The organism is Silicimonas algicola (assembly GCF_003148765.1).
Taxonomy (GTDB): domain Bacteria; phylum Pseudomonadota; class Alphaproteobacteria; order Rhodobacterales; family Rhodobacteraceae; genus Silicimonas; species Silicimonas algicola.
In genome coordinates this window covers 306,030-319,108 of record NZ_QGGV01000003.1, presented here as the reverse complement: position 1 = coordinate 319,108, position 13,079 = coordinate 306,030, and the positions used below count along the sequence as shown (strand labels likewise).

Annotated in this window: 19 protein-coding genes; 7 read left to right on the top strand and 12 right to left on the bottom strand. The window is 64.5% G+C overall.

Features of this window, described 5'->3' with window-relative positions:
* Window positions 1-143: 143 nt before the first annotated feature.
* From accB to aat, 3 genes are read left to right on the top strand one after another with little or no spacing between them, the layout of a single operon-like run.
* A complete protein-coding gene (gene accB, locus C8D95_RS08970; protein WP_109758833.1) occupies window positions 144-644 on the top strand; it encodes an acetyl-CoA carboxylase biotin carboxyl carrier protein in 501 nt (166 codons plus the stop codon).
* Window positions 645-648: 4 nt separating this feature from the next.
* A complete protein-coding gene (gene accC / locus C8D95_RS08965) occupies window positions 649-1,995 on the top strand; it encodes an acetyl-CoA carboxylase biotin carboxylase subunit (protein ID WP_109758832.1) in 1,347 nt (448 codons plus the stop codon).
* A 7-nt stretch (window positions 1,996-2,002) separates the two neighbouring features.
* The gene (aat, locus tag C8D95_RS08960) at window positions 2,003-2,647 is read left to right on the top strand and encodes a leucyl/phenylalanyl-tRNA--protein transferase (RefSeq protein ID WP_206508483.1); all 645 of its coding nucleotides are present in this window, start codon (window positions 2,003-2,005) and stop codon (window positions 2,645-2,647) included.
* Here the strand turns inward: aat and C8D95_RS08955 are convergent.
* The 7 genes from C8D95_RS08955 to C8D95_RS08925 form a co-directional block, all read right to left on the bottom strand.
* Window positions 2,611-3,141 (bottom strand): DUF2155 domain-containing protein, encoded by a 531-nt coding sequence (locus C8D95_RS08955; RefSeq protein WP_241239863.1) that lies wholly within the window; start codon window positions 3,139-3,141, stop codon window positions 2,611-2,613. The genes aat and C8D95_RS08955 overlap by 37 nt on opposite strands.
* The gene (gene mlaD, locus C8D95_RS08950) at window positions 3,138-3,602 is read right to left on the bottom strand and encodes an outer membrane lipid asymmetry maintenance protein MlaD (protein ID WP_109758830.1); all 465 of its coding nucleotides are present in this window, start codon (window positions 3,600-3,602) and stop codon (window positions 3,138-3,140) included. Before mlaD ends, C8D95_RS08955 begins: the two co-directional genes overlap by 4 nt.
* 3 nt (window positions 3,603-3,605) lie before the next feature.
* A complete protein-coding gene (locus C8D95_RS08945) occupies window positions 3,606-3,986 on the bottom strand; it encodes an NADH:ubiquinone oxidoreductase subunit NDUFA12 (protein WP_109758829.1) in 381 nt (126 codons plus the stop codon).
* Between the two features lie 126 nt (window positions 3,987-4,112).
* Entirely contained in the window at window positions 4,113-4,496 is a 384-nt protein-coding gene (locus C8D95_RS08940; protein ID WP_109758828.1) for a RidA family protein, read from the bottom strand.
* Between the two features lie 31 nt (window positions 4,497-4,527).
* The gene (gene clpX / locus C8D95_RS08935) at window positions 4,528-5,787 is read right to left on the bottom strand and encodes an ATP-dependent Clp protease ATP-binding subunit ClpX (protein ID WP_109758827.1); all 1,260 of its coding nucleotides are present in this window, start codon (window positions 5,785-5,787) and stop codon (window positions 4,528-4,530) included.
* Between the two features lie 114 nt (window positions 5,788-5,901).
* The gene (locus tag C8D95_RS08930) at window positions 5,902-6,531 is read right to left on the bottom strand and encodes an ATP-dependent Clp protease proteolytic subunit (protein WP_109758826.1); all 630 of its coding nucleotides are present in this window, start codon (window positions 6,529-6,531) and stop codon (window positions 5,902-5,904) included.
* A gap of 128 nt (window positions 6,532-6,659) precedes the next feature.
* Window positions 6,660-6,863 (bottom strand): hypothetical protein, encoded by a 204-nt coding sequence (locus C8D95_RS08925; RefSeq protein ID WP_109758825.1) that lies wholly within the window; start codon window positions 6,861-6,863, stop codon window positions 6,660-6,662.
* Window positions 6,864-7,056: 193 nt separating this feature from the next.
* Between C8D95_RS08925 and C8D95_RS08920 the strand changes: the two genes are divergently transcribed.
* Entirely contained in the window at window positions 7,057-8,463 is a 1,407-nt protein-coding gene (locus tag C8D95_RS08920) for an FAD-binding oxidoreductase (protein WP_109758824.1), read from the top strand.
* On the opposite strand, the gene C8D95_RS08915 is transcribed toward C8D95_RS08920, so the two are convergent.
* The 3 genes from C8D95_RS08915 to C8D95_RS08905 form a co-directional block, all read right to left on the bottom strand.
* Window positions 8,460-9,017 (bottom strand): sigma-70 family RNA polymerase sigma factor, encoded by a 558-nt coding sequence (locus tag C8D95_RS08915; protein ID WP_109758823.1) that lies wholly within the window; start codon window positions 9,015-9,017, stop codon window positions 8,460-8,462. The genes C8D95_RS08920 and C8D95_RS08915 overlap by 4 nt on opposite strands.
* A complete protein-coding gene (locus C8D95_RS08910; protein WP_109758822.1) occupies window positions 9,017-9,184 on the bottom strand; it encodes a NepR family anti-sigma factor in 168 nt (55 codons plus the stop codon). The genes C8D95_RS08915 and C8D95_RS08910 overlap by 1 nt, the downstream gene beginning before the upstream one ends.
* A 100-nt stretch (window positions 9,185-9,284) precedes the next feature.
* Entirely contained in the window at window positions 9,285-9,860 is a 576-nt protein-coding gene (locus C8D95_RS08905; protein WP_109758821.1) for a hemerythrin domain-containing protein, read from the bottom strand.
* 56 nt (window positions 9,861-9,916) lie between these two features.
* Here C8D95_RS08905 and C8D95_RS08900 point away from each other — a divergent pair, with 56 nt between their 5' ends.
* On the top strand, window positions 9,917-10,834 hold the full coding sequence (locus C8D95_RS08900) for a hypothetical protein (RefSeq protein WP_109758820.1): 918 nt from the start codon (window positions 9,917-9,919) through the stop codon (window positions 10,832-10,834).
* Window positions 10,835-11,070: 236 nt separating this feature from the next.
* A complete protein-coding gene (locus C8D95_RS08895) occupies window positions 11,071-11,490 on the top strand; it encodes a heme oxygenase-like domain-containing protein (RefSeq protein WP_126918549.1) in 420 nt (139 codons plus the stop codon).
* A 138-nt stretch (window positions 11,491-11,628) separates the two neighbouring features.
* On the opposite strand, the gene C8D95_RS08890 is transcribed toward C8D95_RS08895, so the two are convergent.
* Window positions 11,629-11,796, bottom strand: coding sequence for a DUF1328 domain-containing protein (locus tag C8D95_RS08890; protein ID WP_109758818.1), 168 nt, complete (start codon window positions 11,794-11,796; stop codon window positions 11,629-11,631).
* Window positions 11,797-11,885: 89 nt separating this feature from the next.
* Window positions 11,886-12,263 carry a hypothetical protein gene (locus C8D95_RS08885; protein ID WP_109758817.1) on the bottom strand — a complete coding sequence of 126 codons (378 nt, stop codon included), beginning with the start codon at window positions 12,261-12,263 and terminating at the stop codon, window positions 11,886-11,888.
* Window positions 12,264-12,347: 84 nt separating this feature from the next.
* On the opposite strand from C8D95_RS08885, the gene C8D95_RS08880 reads away from it, so the two are divergent.
* The gene (locus C8D95_RS08880; RefSeq protein WP_109758816.1) at window positions 12,348-13,076 is read left to right on the top strand and encodes a Crp/Fnr family transcriptional regulator; all 729 of its coding nucleotides are present in this window, start codon (window positions 12,348-12,350) and stop codon (window positions 13,074-13,076) included.
* The last annotated feature ends 3 nt before the right edge of the window (window positions 13,077-13,079 follow it).

The following is a 13,079-nucleotide window of genomic DNA, read 5'->3' as shown; positions in this document are numbered from 1 at the left end:
GACCGAAAGACTGCCACAGGCCGAAATTTTATCAACTGGTAAATTTTCCAGGCCTTTCGAGCGAGGCGCTTTTCCTCGGCCCGCCCGTTCCGTATAAGTGCCCGCACAAGAACGATGCAGAACCGGGCAGCCGAGGGGCAAGAATGACCAAGCGATCGCACGACGACGACGTCGAGTTCATCAAGGCTTTGGCGGAACTTCTGAGCGAGAACGATCTCTCGGAGCTGCAAGTCAAGCGCGACTATCCCGACGAGGGGAGCCTCAACATCCGCGTCAGCCGCATCGTGGCGCCGACACCCGTGCAGCAGGTCATCCAGGCGCCGCAGCATTCCATGCCTCAGCCGCCCACGCCCCCCGCAACACCCGCCACGCCGCAAGCCCCCTCGACCGACGACGATCCGGCGAACCTGCCGGGGGTTGTCAAGTCGCCCATGGTCGGCACCGCTTACCTCTCGCCCGAGCCGGGGGCCGCCGCCTTCATCAAGGTGGGCGACCAGGTAAGCGAGGGACAGACCCTCTGCATCGTCGAGGCGATGAAGACCATGAACCAGATCCCGGCACCCCATTCGGGCACCGTGAAGCGCATCCTGATCGAGGACGGCGCTCCCGTCGAATTCGGCGCCCCCCTGATGGTCGTGGCGTAGGCGCATGTTCGACAAGATCCTGATCGCCAACCGCGGAGAAATCGCGCTCCGCGTCATCCGTGCCTGCCGCGAGATGGGCATCAAGTCGGTCGCGGTTCACTCGACCGCCGATGTCGACGCCATGCATGTCCGCATGGCGGATGAGAGCGTCTGCATCGGCCCGCCGCCGGGCAACCAGTCCTACCTGTCGATCCCCGCCATCATCTCGGCCTGCGAGATCACCGGCGCGCAGGCGATCCACCCCGGCTACGGCTTTCTGTCCGAGAACGCGAACTTCGTGCAGATCGTCGAGGATCACGAACTGACCTTCATCGGCCCCTCGGCCGAGCACATCCGCATCATGGGCGACAAGATCACGGCGAAGGAAACCGCCAAGAAGCTGGGCATCCCTGTCGTTCCCGGCTCGGAAGGCGGTGTGCCTGACCTCGAAGCGGCGAAGCGCATCGGCGAGGAGTTCGGCTATCCCGTCATCGTCAAGGCCACGGCCGGCGGCGGCGGGCGCGGCATGAAGCTGGCGAAGTCGGCGGCCGAGATGGAGAACGCCTTTCGCACGGCGCGGTCCGAGGCGAAGGCCGCCTTCGGCAACGACGAGGTCTATATCGAGAAGTACCTCCAGAAACCGCGTCACATCGAAATCCAGGTCTTCGGCGACGGCAAGGGCCGCGCGGTCCACCTGGGCGAACGGGACTGCTCGCTTCAGCGCCGGCATCAGAAGGTCTTCGAAGAGGCCCCCGGCCCCTCCATCTCGCCCGAAGAGCGCGCGCGGATCGGCAAGATCTGCGCCGACGCCGTCGGCGACCTGGGCTACTCGGGCGCGGGCACCATCGAGTTCCTCTACGAGGACGGCGAGTTCTACTTCATCGAGATGAACACGCGCCTCCAGGTCGAGCATCCGGTAACCGAGGCGATCTTCGGTATCGATCTCGTGCGTGAGCAGATCCGCGTGGCCGAAGGGCTGCCCATGTCCTTCACGCAGGACGAGCTTACGATCAACGGCCACGCCATCGAGATCCGGCTCAACGCCGAAAAGCTGCCCAATTTCTCGCCGTCGCCGGGGCGGATCACGCAGTACCACGCGCCGGGCGGCCTGGGCGTTCGGATCGATTCCGCGCTCTACGACGGCTACTCGATCCCGCCCTACTACGATTCCCTGATCGGCAAGCTGATCGTCCACGGCCGCGACCGGCCCGAGGCGCTGGCGCGCCTTTCGCGGGCCTTGTCCGAACTCATCATCGACGGCATCGACACGACCATTCCGCTGTTCGCCGCGCTTCTCGAGGAGCCGGACATCCAACAGGGCAACTACAACATCCACTGGTTGGAAAAATGGCTCGCCGCCAACGTCAAGTGAGGCGGGAGTGTCCGACCGCCGCCTGACGCCCGAGCTTCTGCTCGGCGCCTATGCGGCCGGCGTCTTTCCGATGGCCGAGACGCGCGATGCGTCGGAGATCTTTTGGGTCGATCCCGAACGGCGCGGCATCCTTCCTCTCGATGGCTTCCGCATGTCGCGGTCTCTGGCGCGGCGGATGCGGTCGGGACGCTTCCGCGCCACGCTCGACAGGTCGTTCCCGCAGGTGCTGGACGGCTGTGCCGACCGAGACGAGACCTGGATCAACGGGACGATCCGCGACCTGATGCTGGACCTGCACGCCCTGGGACCGGCGCACTCCTTCGAGGTGTGGGAGGGCGAAAAGCTGGCAGGCGGCATGTACGGCATTGCGCTCGGCGGCGCGTTCTTCGGGGAAAGCATGTTCTCGCGCGTCACCGATGGCTCGAAGATGGTGCTCGCGGCGGCGCTCGATCACCTGAGACGGTGCGGCTTCACCTTGTTCGACACGCAGTTCCTGACGCCGCACCTGGCGTCACTGGGCGGTGTCGAGATCACGCGCGCCGCCTATCGGGCCCGTCTCGCCCGCGCACTGGCGGATCGCGCTAGCATCGATGCAATCGCGATGGACGGCGACCTTCAGGCCGTCGTGCAGCGAATGACCCACACGTCGTAGCGAGGATGGTCGAGCGCGTTCAGCGCCGGGCTGGACGCGATCATCCAACCCTGGAACAGGACCGTCCCGTGCGACGGATCCTCGATCTTGACCCAGGCGTAGCCTTCGCCCGCGGGATTGTCCTCGGGATAGCGGCAGTCGCCCACGGTCACGGCGATGCGGCCGACCTGCGCCGTCTCGCCGATCTTCATCTCGAGGTCGGTGACCTCTCCCGACACCTTGTCGAGCCCCTTGAGCAGGGCGCCCGGCGCGGACCTGGCCTGAATGGTGTTCGCCTGCACGTCGGGCACCGCGACCGACGAGCCGTCGATGGGGGAGGTGATGACCGCCTCGGAACCGTCCTCGCGGACGACGATCTGACCCTGTGACGAGCCTTCCGGCAAAAGGATGATCTGCGGCTGGTCGACGCCGTCGTCGAGCGGGGCCGCCTCGATGGCCTCTTGCGCCGTGGCCGCGCCGGTCAGGAGCGCGAGGATCGCCAGCGCCCGCATCATTCCGCCGCCGCCTCGTCGCCGCCGCCGCCCACGAATTTGAGCAACAACTCGACAACCGAGACCGAGCTCTGCGTGTCCTCGATCTCGGACCCCGGATCGAGGTTCACGGGCGAGCCGCCCGGCAGGATCTCGACGTAGGAGCCACCCAAGAGGCCTTCGGAGGCGATGATGACCGCCGTGTCCTCTGGCAGCAGCAACTCGTCCTCGACCGCGATGACGGTCTCGGCGCGGAAGGTCTGGGGATCGAGGCGCATGTTCGCCACGCTGCCGACCTTGACGCCCGCAAGGCGCACGTCGGTTCCGACCGATACGCCTTCGGCCGTGCGGAACGAGGCGGTGTAGGTCGCGCGGTCGCCGGTGCCGAGGCCGATTCCGCCGACCTGCCCCATGTAGATCAGGAACCCGGCGGCAAGGGCTAGGACGCCGGCTCCGGTCAGGACTTCGGTGACGTTCTCGGACATGGTCTACTCCGGCACCCAGGCCTCGTAGTCGGTGCGTTCGACCGGCTGAGGATTGCGGATCGAGCCCGGCGGCGCATAGGCCGCAGGTGTTCCGGTCAGGTTCTCCTGGTGCGGCTTCTCCCACGTCTTGCGCGGCAGGGGCGAGGTCGTCGGTGGCTCGTCCCAGGTGTGGTGCAGCCAGCCGTGCCATTCGGGATCGACGCGGCTCGCCTCGGCCTCGCCATTGAAGATGACCCACCGGCGCCCGTTCGCGGACTTATAGAAAATGTTGCCCTGGTTGTCCTCGCCCACCTTCTGGCCCTTGCGCCAGGTGTGGAACTGGGTCCCGAGCGTCTGGCTGTTCCACCATGTCACCGAGCGGAGAAGCGTGTTGAGAATGCCCATCTGGACCTTTCCTGCCTGACTTGGCCCGGGTATGCCGCAAGGGCGCTGCAAGGTCCAGAGAAACAAGGGGAGATGCCCCTGCCCGCGCGGCGGGCTGCCGGTTGCGAAGCTGCCTATTCGAGAGGATCAGCGCGGCAGGCGCGCCGTGACTTCGATCTCGATTTTCATCTCGGAGTTCTGGAGGCCGGCCGACAGCATGGTGGCGGCAGGACGCGCGGTAGCGAAGGCCTGCGACGTGATGGGCCAGCAGAGGGGCCACTCGGCCGGGTCGGGAACGATATAGGTCACGCGAACGACGTGGTCGAGACCGCTCCCCGCCTTTTCCAAAGCGCGGTCAATCGTTTGCAGGGCGTTCCTGCATTGATCCTCGATGCTGACCGGCATCGTCATGGTGGCATAGTCATACCCGGTGGTCCCCGCCACGAAGACGAAGCTGTCGGCCACCACCGCGCGGGAATAGCCGATCTGCGCCTCGAAGGGCGACCCGGTGGAGATGTGCGTGACGGCCAAGGGGACCTTCCGAACCGGCGCGGCGGGCGTGTCAGCCTGCGCTCGCCGGCTCTTTCTTCGTATCCGCGTGGATCATCAAGGGCTTCGCGTCCGACATGACGGCTTCCTCGTTGACCACGACCTCGGTCACGCTGTCCATGCCCGGAAGCTCGAACATCGTGTCGAGGAGGATCGCCTCCATGATCGACCTGAGGCCCCGCGCACCCGTCTTCCGCTCGATGGCGCGCTTGGCGATGGCCTTGAGCGCGTCGTCGGTGAAGGTCAGCTGCGTGTCCTCGAGCTCGAACAGGCGCTGGTACTGCTTGACCAGCGCGTTCTTCGGCTCGGTCAGGATGGTCACGAGCGCAGGTTCGTCCAGATCCTCGAGCGTGGCGATAACCGGAAGGCGGCCGACGAATTCGGGGATGAGGCCGAACTTGAGAAGGTCTTCCGGCTCAAGCTCTTTAAAATGTTGTCCGATCGATTTTTCGTTCGGGTCGCGGACGTCCGCGCCGAAGCCCATGGCGCTGCCCTTGCCGCGTTGCGCGATGATCCTGTCGAGACCCGCGAAGGCGCCGCCGCAGATGAAAAGGATGTTCGTCGTGTCGACCTGAAGGAATTCCTGCTGCGGATGCTTGCGCCCGCCCTGCGGCGGCACCGAGGCGACGGTGCCTTCCATGATCTTCAGAAGCGCCTGCTGAACACCCTCGCCCGACACGTCGCGGGTGATGGACGGGTTGTCGGACTTACGCGTGATCTTGTCGACCTCGTCGATGTAGACGATGCCGCGCTGCGCCCGCTCGACGTTGTATTCGGACGCCTGGAGCAGCTTCAGGATGATGTTCTCGACATCCTCGCCGACATAGCCCGCCTCGGTCAGCGTCGTCGCGTCGGCCATCGTGAAGGGCACGTCGAGGATACGGGCCAGCGTCTGCGCCAGAAGCGTCTTGCCGCAGCCCGTGGGGCCGATCAGCAGGATGTTCGACTTGGCGAGTTCGATGTCGCCCTTCCCCGCGTGGTTCAGGCGCTTGTAGTGATTGTGGACAGCCACAGACAGGACGCGCTTCGCGTGCATCTGCCCGATGACATAGTCGTCGAGAACGTCGCAGATCTCGCGCGGGGCGGGAACGCCGTCGGACGACTTCAGGCCGGAGGCTTTGGTTTCCTCTCGGATGATGTCCATGCAGAGTTCGACGCACTCGTCGCAAATGAACACGGTCGGACCGGCGATCAGCTTGCGGACTTCGTGCTGGCTCTTTCCGCAGAACGAGCAATACAGGGTGTTCTTGCTATCGCCTGACGTGTTCGCCATTCCCAAACCTCTCGGCCTCGCGCCCCTGCCGGAAGGGCATTACCAGTCTTTCCAGAACCCTAAGCGAGCACCCCGGGGGGTACAACGCCAAATTGCCGACAGGCTTAAGCCCGATCACGAAGCGTTGTCGTCAGGCTTCGCCCGAGTGGTCACGATCTCGTCGATGAGACCCCAATCCTTTGCATCGTCGGGTGTCATGAAATTGTCCCGCTCTAGCGCCTTGTCGACCGCCTCGAGGCTTTGGCCGGTGTGGTGGACATAGATGTCGTTCAGCCGCCGCTTCAGCTTTTCGGTGTATCGGGCGTGGATCATGATGTCGGTCGCCTGGCCCTGATAGCCGCCGGACGGTTGGTGAACCATGATCGAGGAGTTCGGCAGGGAATAGCGCATCCCCTTTTCGCCCGCGGCCAGAAGCAGCGAGCCCATCGAGGCCGCCTGCCCCACGACCAGCGTCGAGATCTTCGGACGAATGTATTGCATCGTGTCGTAGATCGACAGGCCCGAGGTCACGACGCCGCCGGGCGAGTTGATGTACATCGAGATTTCCTTCGACGGGTTCTCGGCTTCGAGGTGAAGCAGCTGTGCGACGACAAGCTGGCTCATCCCGTCGTGGACCGGACCGTTGACGAAGACGATGCGCTCCTTCAGCAGCCGCGAGAAGATATCGTAGGCGCGTTCGCCCCGGCTGGTCTGTTCGACCACCATCGGGACGAGATTCATGTAGGTTTCGGTAGGATCTTGCATCTGCCTCGTCTGCCTCTTTCGCTCGCGTTCTTACGCCCTGGATCTTGCCAGAGTCTTAGTGTCGGCGGACGGGGCCTGCAAGGCACCCGACCTCCGAATGTTCAATCGCTGAACAGCCTGATGGCCGGTCAGCCGCGACTCGTGCGAACGAGAAGGCCGGGATTCGAGCCGTGCTCGCTCCAGGCGTCGAAGAGGGATTCGGCCAGGCGGTCCCTGTCGTCCCTGTCGCCGCGCGATGCGTTGCGCGCGATCGGATCAATGACGATGGGCCAGAAAAACCAGGCGGCCACGAGTACCAACAACAACACCGGAACGATGGGCAGCAAGCTCATTTCGGTATCCCCACGGTTTTTTAGTTTTAGCAGTGCGACCGGGCAGATAGGCCGCGACTCCATGAATTCGTCGTGAAAAGTGGCGAAAAGATGACGATAGGCGGCTTAACGCAACGGATGTACGAAAGTTCCCATACTGTTGCCTGAATATTCCTCATTGCGGCGATGTGGAATCAAGGTCCATATCCGGGCCATGGTTCACGTCTCGTCGCTTCCCCGCAATGACACCGGCATAGAAACGGTCGTCGGAATCCTGCGCCAACGCTTCGCCGACCGCTGCCAGACCGGCCGTGCGATCCGCGAGCAGCACGGTCACACGACGACCTGGATCCCGAACCAGCCGCCCGACGCCGTGATCTTCGCCGAGACGACCGAAGACGTGGCCGATGTGGTGCGCGCCTGTGCCGCGCACCGCGTGCCCGTCATTCCGTTCGGCACGGGTACGTCGCTCGAGGGACATGTGAATGCGCCGGCGGGTGGCATCTCGGTCGACACGACGCGGATGAACCGCGTTCTGGCGGTCCACCCCGAGGATCTCGACGCCGTCGTGCAGCCCGGCGTGACGCGGAAAGCGCTGAACGAGCATCTGCGCGCCACCGGCCTTTTCTTCCCGATCGACCCCGGCGCCGACGCCTCGCTCGGCGGCATGGCCGCGACGCGAGCCTCGGGGACGAACGCGGTTCGCTACGGCACGATGCGCGACAACGTCCTGTCGCTGGAGGTCGTGCTACCCTCGGGCGAGGTCATCCGCACCGGCCGGCGCGCCAAGAAATCGAGCGCGGGCTACGACCTGACGCGGCTCATGGTCGGCTCGGAGGGCACGCTTGGCGTCATCACCGAGCTGACCCTGCGCCTCTATGGCATCCCCGAAGCGATGTCCTCGGCCCGCTGCACCTTTCCGTCGGTCGAGGCGGCCTGCAACGCGGTCATCCTGACGATCCAGATGGGCATCCCCGTCGCTCGGATGGAACTTCTCGATGCCGAGAGCGTCGGCGCGATCAACGGCTACGCCGGTCTCGACCTTCCCGTGGCACCGCTCCTTCTGCTGGAATTTCACGGCTCCTCCGCCGGCGTCGCCGAGCAGGCCGAGGCCTTTGGCGACATCGCCTCCGAGGTCGGCGGCACCGGCTTCACCTGGACCACGACGGCCGAGGCGCGCAACAAGCTCTGGCAGGCGCGGCACGACGCCTACTGGGCCATGCTGACCTTGCGGCCCGGCGCGCAGGCCATAGCGACGGACGTGTGCGTGCCGATCTCGAACCTGGCCGAGGCGGTGACACGCAGCCAGGCGCGCGCGGCGGAACTGGGTCTTCTGTCGCCCGTGCTCGGCCATGTCGGCGACGGTAACTTCCACAACACGATCCTCGTCGATCCCGACGACGCCGAGGAACGCGCCAAGTGCGACGGCTTCATCTCGTGGCTTTCGGAGATGGCGCTGGAACTCGACGGGACGATCACCGGCGAGCACGGCGTCGGTCAGGGCAAGATGTTGTCCCTCGTAAAGGAGACAGGAGGCGCCGCCAGCGTGATGAGCGCGATCAAACGCGCCATCGATCCCGACGGGATCATGAACCCGGGCAAGATCCTCGGCGCCGACTAGCGCGCCAGAGGACCCCGGCGGTCTACGATCCGGCACGTGACGGCGCCCCCGATCTGCACCACTTCCGAGACACCCGTTTCCATCACTTCGGACAGTGCCTTGCGCCCGCGCGAGATGCGGCTCTTGAGCGTCCCCAGGGAGATGCCGCACATCTCGGCCGCTTCCTCGTACGAGAAGCCGGACGAACCGACGAGAAGGAGCGCCTCGCGCTGCTCGACCGACAGGCTGGCGACGGCGGCCATCACATCGTCGAGGTCAAGGCGGCCATCGTGGTCGGGCCGCGTCGCCAGCGCGGCGGCAAGCGGGCCGTCGATGTCCTCGAACCGGTGCCGCGCCTTTCGAAGGTGGGAATAGTAAGTGTTGCGGGTGATGGTGAAGAGCCAGGCACGGAGGTTGGTGCCCGGCCTGTACTTCCCGAAATTGGTCCAGGCCTTCACGACAGCGTCCTGCACGATGTCGTCGGCCACCGCTCGGTTCGGACACAGCGAATGCGCAAAGGCGCGCATCGCAACGAGGTGTTCGACCACATCCTCGCGCGAGGTATCGGGGCGCATCAATCCTCGGACCCGGGCGTCGGTGTCGATAGCCGCTTTTGTCTCAGACGTTCCAGAAGCACCTCGAACTGTTCCGGCATCTCCTCGTCCAGAACCCGCGCGTAGGCCGACCGCAGATTCCGGTCGACGGTATCGGACATGGTCTTGCGCTGTGGATCGTCCGGCATTTCAAATTCCAATGGAAACGGATGTGGCTGGGTCGCCTCTCTAAGAAGGAACGCACGGACAGAGGCAATTGTTGCCTAAGACGGCGCACGGAGGATGAAGTCAGGTCAGACCGGCAGGCGCGAACCTGAGCAGGACAGGCACGACAAGCTCCTCTTCGTCGGTCAGATGGCGGTCGAGAAATCCTTCCAGCCGGGCGAGTCCCTTGCCGAACGTCGCGGTCGCATCCTTGTGCCCCGTCCGGGCGGCGACAGCCCGCAGCGCTCCGTTTGCGTCCTGGGCGAAAGCCTCGAGATGACCGTCGATGGCATGATGATCGCGGTCGAGGATCTCGAAGCCGCGCGTCAGCCTCGTGTCGAGCGACTTGAGGTGAGGGAAGTAGTGTGCGTCCTCGATCATGTGGTGGCCGTGAAGCTCGCCCATGAACATCGAGCCGTAGCGCGACAGATGGGACGCGAAGACGTCGGGCGACAGCTCGCCGTCGAGAGCTTGCTCGGCTTCGGTCGCCATTGTCGCAGTCAGCTTGCGGAACATCAGGTGACGGTCGAGCCAGAAGCGGATCAGGCCGCTGAAGTTGGGGTCGGCCTCCCAGGCATCGCGCGGATAGGACTCCAGAAGGACACGCAGCGCGTCGGGAAGGGCGCTTCGCTCTTCCAGGGCCAGATGCGGGTCATCCACCGAATATTTACCTTTCTGCCGGCACTCGTTGCCGGTCTAGAGCGTTCGGGCGCGGGATGGAACTGACGATCCACATAGGCCCTCACAAGACAGGGACAACCGCCATACAGACCGCCTTTGCGGGTGCGGCGGCGACTTTGCGACGGCGCGGCGTGCTCTATCCGCGGGTCAACTGGATGTTTCCCGCCCAGCATCGTCTGGCGTTCGCCCTGAAAGGCAAACCCCTGCCCGGCGGCGAAAGACCGGATGCGACGCAAGAGCTGGATGTGCTGTCGCGGGTGCTGGAGCGCTTCGGTGGACGTGCGGTCCTTCTGTCGAGCGAAGAGTTCTTTGCCTGCCCGCCCGACGCCATCGCCCGGCTTCGTGCGCGCGTCGGCCCGGCGAGGATCGTGACCTTCCTGCGGAAGCCGGACGACTTCCTTCTGTCGTGCTACAATCAGAAGACCAAGCAGCCTGGAAACGGCTTCTCGGTGCCGGTGTCGCGCTTCATCGACGACCCTCGCCGGATCGCGCCGGAGATGGACTATCGGACGTGCGTCACAGCCTGGGCCGACGTCTTCGGCGACGAGGCGATGAGGGTCGAGCTGTACGAGGACGCGCCACCCCTGGCACGTCTGCGACAGTTCATGGGGACGGGGGAGGTGCCTTGCGACCCGCCGGGCAGGCCGAACGCCAGCGTCCCTGGACCGGTGGTCGAACTGATGCGTCACGCCAAGGCCATCGGCATGGACGACAGACGGCAGAAAAGATTGTTCGCGCGCGCCCGAGACGCCTTCGCCGCCAGCCCGCCCTTCGACATCCCTGCGGATGATCGCGCTCGGATACTTGCGGCAATGGAGCCGGATCTGACCAGCCTTTTCGCGCGGTTCGGTCGGGCCAACCCCTACCCTGCTCCCGCGCCCACATCGGCTGCGCCGCCACCGCCCAATGCCACGATCCGCGACGCGATGCGGCTTCTGGAAAGCCTCCTTTAACCTTCCGTCCGCGACCGCTATGTAATTCCCTTCGGCGCGGGGAACCTCTCGGTCCGATGCGGGTTCTTCCGCTCAGGAGCGTCTCTCTTTTGCATTTCGATACCGACCTTGCGGCCCGCGTGACCCCAGAAGGAAAGTCCAGAGGCTTTCGTCATGTTCTCCGCCAGGAAACCCGCGGCCTTCACGATGACGCCGAAGCTGCGTTCTCGTGGTTCGAGGCCGACCCCGCGGGGACGATGAGCCGCTTTCTGTCGGCCCACGCCAGCGCCGTCCGCCACCTTTTCCCCGCTCTTGCCGCTCATCGGTCGCGTCGCGTGCGCGGAGCCTCGTCGCGCCTGAAGGCGGCTCTCGAGAAGGACTGCGCGCGGCGCAACCTCGAGCCATTGAAGCTGGCGATGCCGCGATGCGACGAACCCCTCGCAGCGGCTTATGTGGTCCTCGGGTCGCGCCTCGGCGTCGAGGCGATGCGGCGGAACTGGGCGATGCCATCTCCCCTGCCCGCCTACATGGACCGGATCGACGTCCGTGGTGCCTGGTCGGCGTCCTGCGCCGCTTTGGACGGGATCGACCCGGGCAGCGCGCGGGCGCGCGACATCCTTCAGGCCACCGTCGTGGCTTTTCGGTCGTTCCAGACATCGGCCCTCGGCCAGGCCTGATCGACGGCTATTGCGAATCGATCGACCTCCTGGAGGCTCATCGGTCGACCATTTTTCGCGCAATTCTGATGTGGGCGCGACTGAGAGAGGTGGAGCTTCCAGAGACGTCTTCGGGCAGCCTCGCCGCCCGAAGCCTTGTCAGGTGCGTCCTGAAACCGCGCGCGCGATGAGCGCGCCGACAAACAGAACGATGAAGATGAAGAACAGGATCTGAGCGATGCCAGCGGATGCGCCGGCAATGCCGCCAAACCCGAACAACGCCGCGATCGCAGCTATCACCAGAAACGTCAGGGCCCAACCAAGCATGGTTGTATCTCCTTTCACGAACCACTGTTTGGAGAAACAACCGGCCAGCGTCCGCACGGTTCCGCGGCCCGGAGGAGACGCGCGTTGCCTCAGAAGGGTCCGATTACCCGTGACTTGCGCAAAATAGAGGTCACGTCAGCCTTGCGGAATGGAGGATCGAGGTTGAGCAGTCCGGCCATCTCGTAGGTCGACGGAAGGTCACCATCGACCACGACCACTGGCACTTCGCGTTTCAGAAGATCTCGCACACGATCGTGCTGGATCATCTCGGGCAGCGGCACTCCAAGAAAGGCAGCGCCGTAATGCGGCGCCCAGGCTCCTTCGTCGAGCGTCCGGAAGACATCGACGGTCGCACCGAACTCGGTCTCCAGCATCTCGGCCAGGTCCTCGGCAAGAACCACCTTCCCTGAAACGATCAGGAAGCGCAGCGGCACACCCGTCTCGAAGTCGTTCACGAAGTCGTTCATCGGTTTCCTGCTCCCTTCCCGGAGCGCGGAATATGGAACCAAAACCGATGTTTCACATTTAACTGTGACATAGCTGGAGGGGTCATGGTCACTGATTGTTCCGAATGTCCTCTCCGGAAGCTGGACACGTTCGAGACACTCAAGGGGGAAGAACTTGCGTTCATGCGCAGGTTCAAGTCCGGCGAACTCAATATCGGTGCCGGCACGCCTCTCTTGATGGAGGGCTCCAACAGTCCGCAACTCTATACCGCGCTGAAGGGTATGGGACTTCGGTACAAGATCCTTCCGAACGGCAACCGCCAAGTCCTGAACTTCGTTTTCCCCGGCGATTTCATCGGCTTGCAGGCCGGTGTCATGGGAGAGATGCAGCATTCGGTCGAAGCGGTGACGCCGATGGTTCTGTGTGTCTTCGACCGCAGCGATCTGTGGTCGCTCTTCAAGAACCAGCCCCATCGCTCCTACGATCTGACGTGGCTGGCCGCGATGGAGGAGCATTTCCTGAGTGAGATCCTGGCCTCGGTCGGCCAACTCTCGGCGATGGAGCGCATCTCGTGGGGGCTTCTGCGGTTCTACAAACGAGCGCAGGAAAGCGGCCTCGCGCGCGAGGGCCAATGCCCGATGCCCTTCAAGCAGCAGGATCTGGCGGACGCCCTCGGCCTGTCTCTCGTTCATACGAACAAGACGCTGATGCGCCTGAAGGAGCGCCAGATCGTAAGCTGGCGCGGGGGCGTGCTGCACATCCTCGACCGGGAAGAACTGGAGTCGATCGCGTTGGAGCAGAAGGAACGGCCGTCGGTCCGCGCCCTGATCTGAGTG

Coding starts and splice junctions, on each gene's coding strand:
- C8D95_RS08880 (WP_109758816.1), top strand. CDS start 12,348: ATGGTCACTGATTGTTCCGAATGTCCTCTCCGGAAGCTGGACACGTTC.
- C8D95_RS08920 (WP_109758824.1), top strand. CDS start 7,057: ATGGTTCACGTCTCGTCGCTTCCCCGCAATGACACCGGCATAGAAACG.
- C8D95_RS08955 (WP_241239863.1), bottom strand. CDS start 3,141: ATGATGCGGGCGCTGGCGATCCTCGCGCTCCTGACCGGCGCGGCCACG.
- C8D95_RS08925 (WP_109758825.1), bottom strand. CDS start 6,863: ATGAGCTTGCTGCCCATCGTTCCGGTGTTGTTGTTGGTACTCGTGGCC.
- clpX (WP_109758827.1), bottom strand. CDS start 5,787: ATGGCGAACACGTCAGGCGATAGCAAGAACACCCTGTATTGCTCGTTC.
- C8D95_RS08945 (WP_109758829.1), bottom strand. CDS start 3,986: ATGGGCATTCTCAACACGCTTCTCCGCTCGGTGACATGGTGGAACAGC.
- C8D95_RS08900 (WP_109758820.1), top strand. CDS start 9,917: ATGGAACTGACGATCCACATAGGCCCTCACAAGACAGGGACAACCGCC.
- C8D95_RS08885 (WP_109758817.1), bottom strand. CDS start 12,263: ATGAACGACTTCGTGAACGACTTCGAGACGGGTGTGCCGCTGCGCTTC.
- C8D95_RS08915 (WP_109758823.1), bottom strand. CDS start 9,017: ATGCGCCCCGATACCTCGCGCGAGGATGTGGTCGAACACCTCGTTGCG.
- accC (WP_109758832.1), top strand. CDS start 649: ATGTTCGACAAGATCCTGATCGCCAACCGCGGAGAAATCGCGCTCCGC.
- mlaD (WP_109758830.1), bottom strand. CDS start 3,602: ATGTCCGAGAACGTCACCGAAGTCCTGACCGGAGCCGGCGTCCTAGCC.
- C8D95_RS08890 (WP_109758818.1), bottom strand. CDS start 11,796: ATGCTTGGTTGGGCCCTGACGTTTCTGGTGATAGCTGCGATCGCGGCG.
- C8D95_RS08895 (WP_126918549.1), top strand. CDS start 11,071: ATGAGCCGCTTTCTGTCGGCCCACGCCAGCGCCGTCCGCCACCTTTTC.
- accB (WP_109758833.1), top strand. CDS start 144: ATGACCAAGCGATCGCACGACGACGACGTCGAGTTCATCAAGGCTTTG.
- C8D95_RS08930 (WP_109758826.1), bottom strand. CDS start 6,531: ATGCAAGATCCTACCGAAACCTACATGAATCTCGTCCCGATGGTGGTC.
- C8D95_RS08910 (WP_109758822.1), bottom strand. CDS start 9,184: ATGCCGGACGATCCACAGCGCAAGACCATGTCCGATACCGTCGACCGG.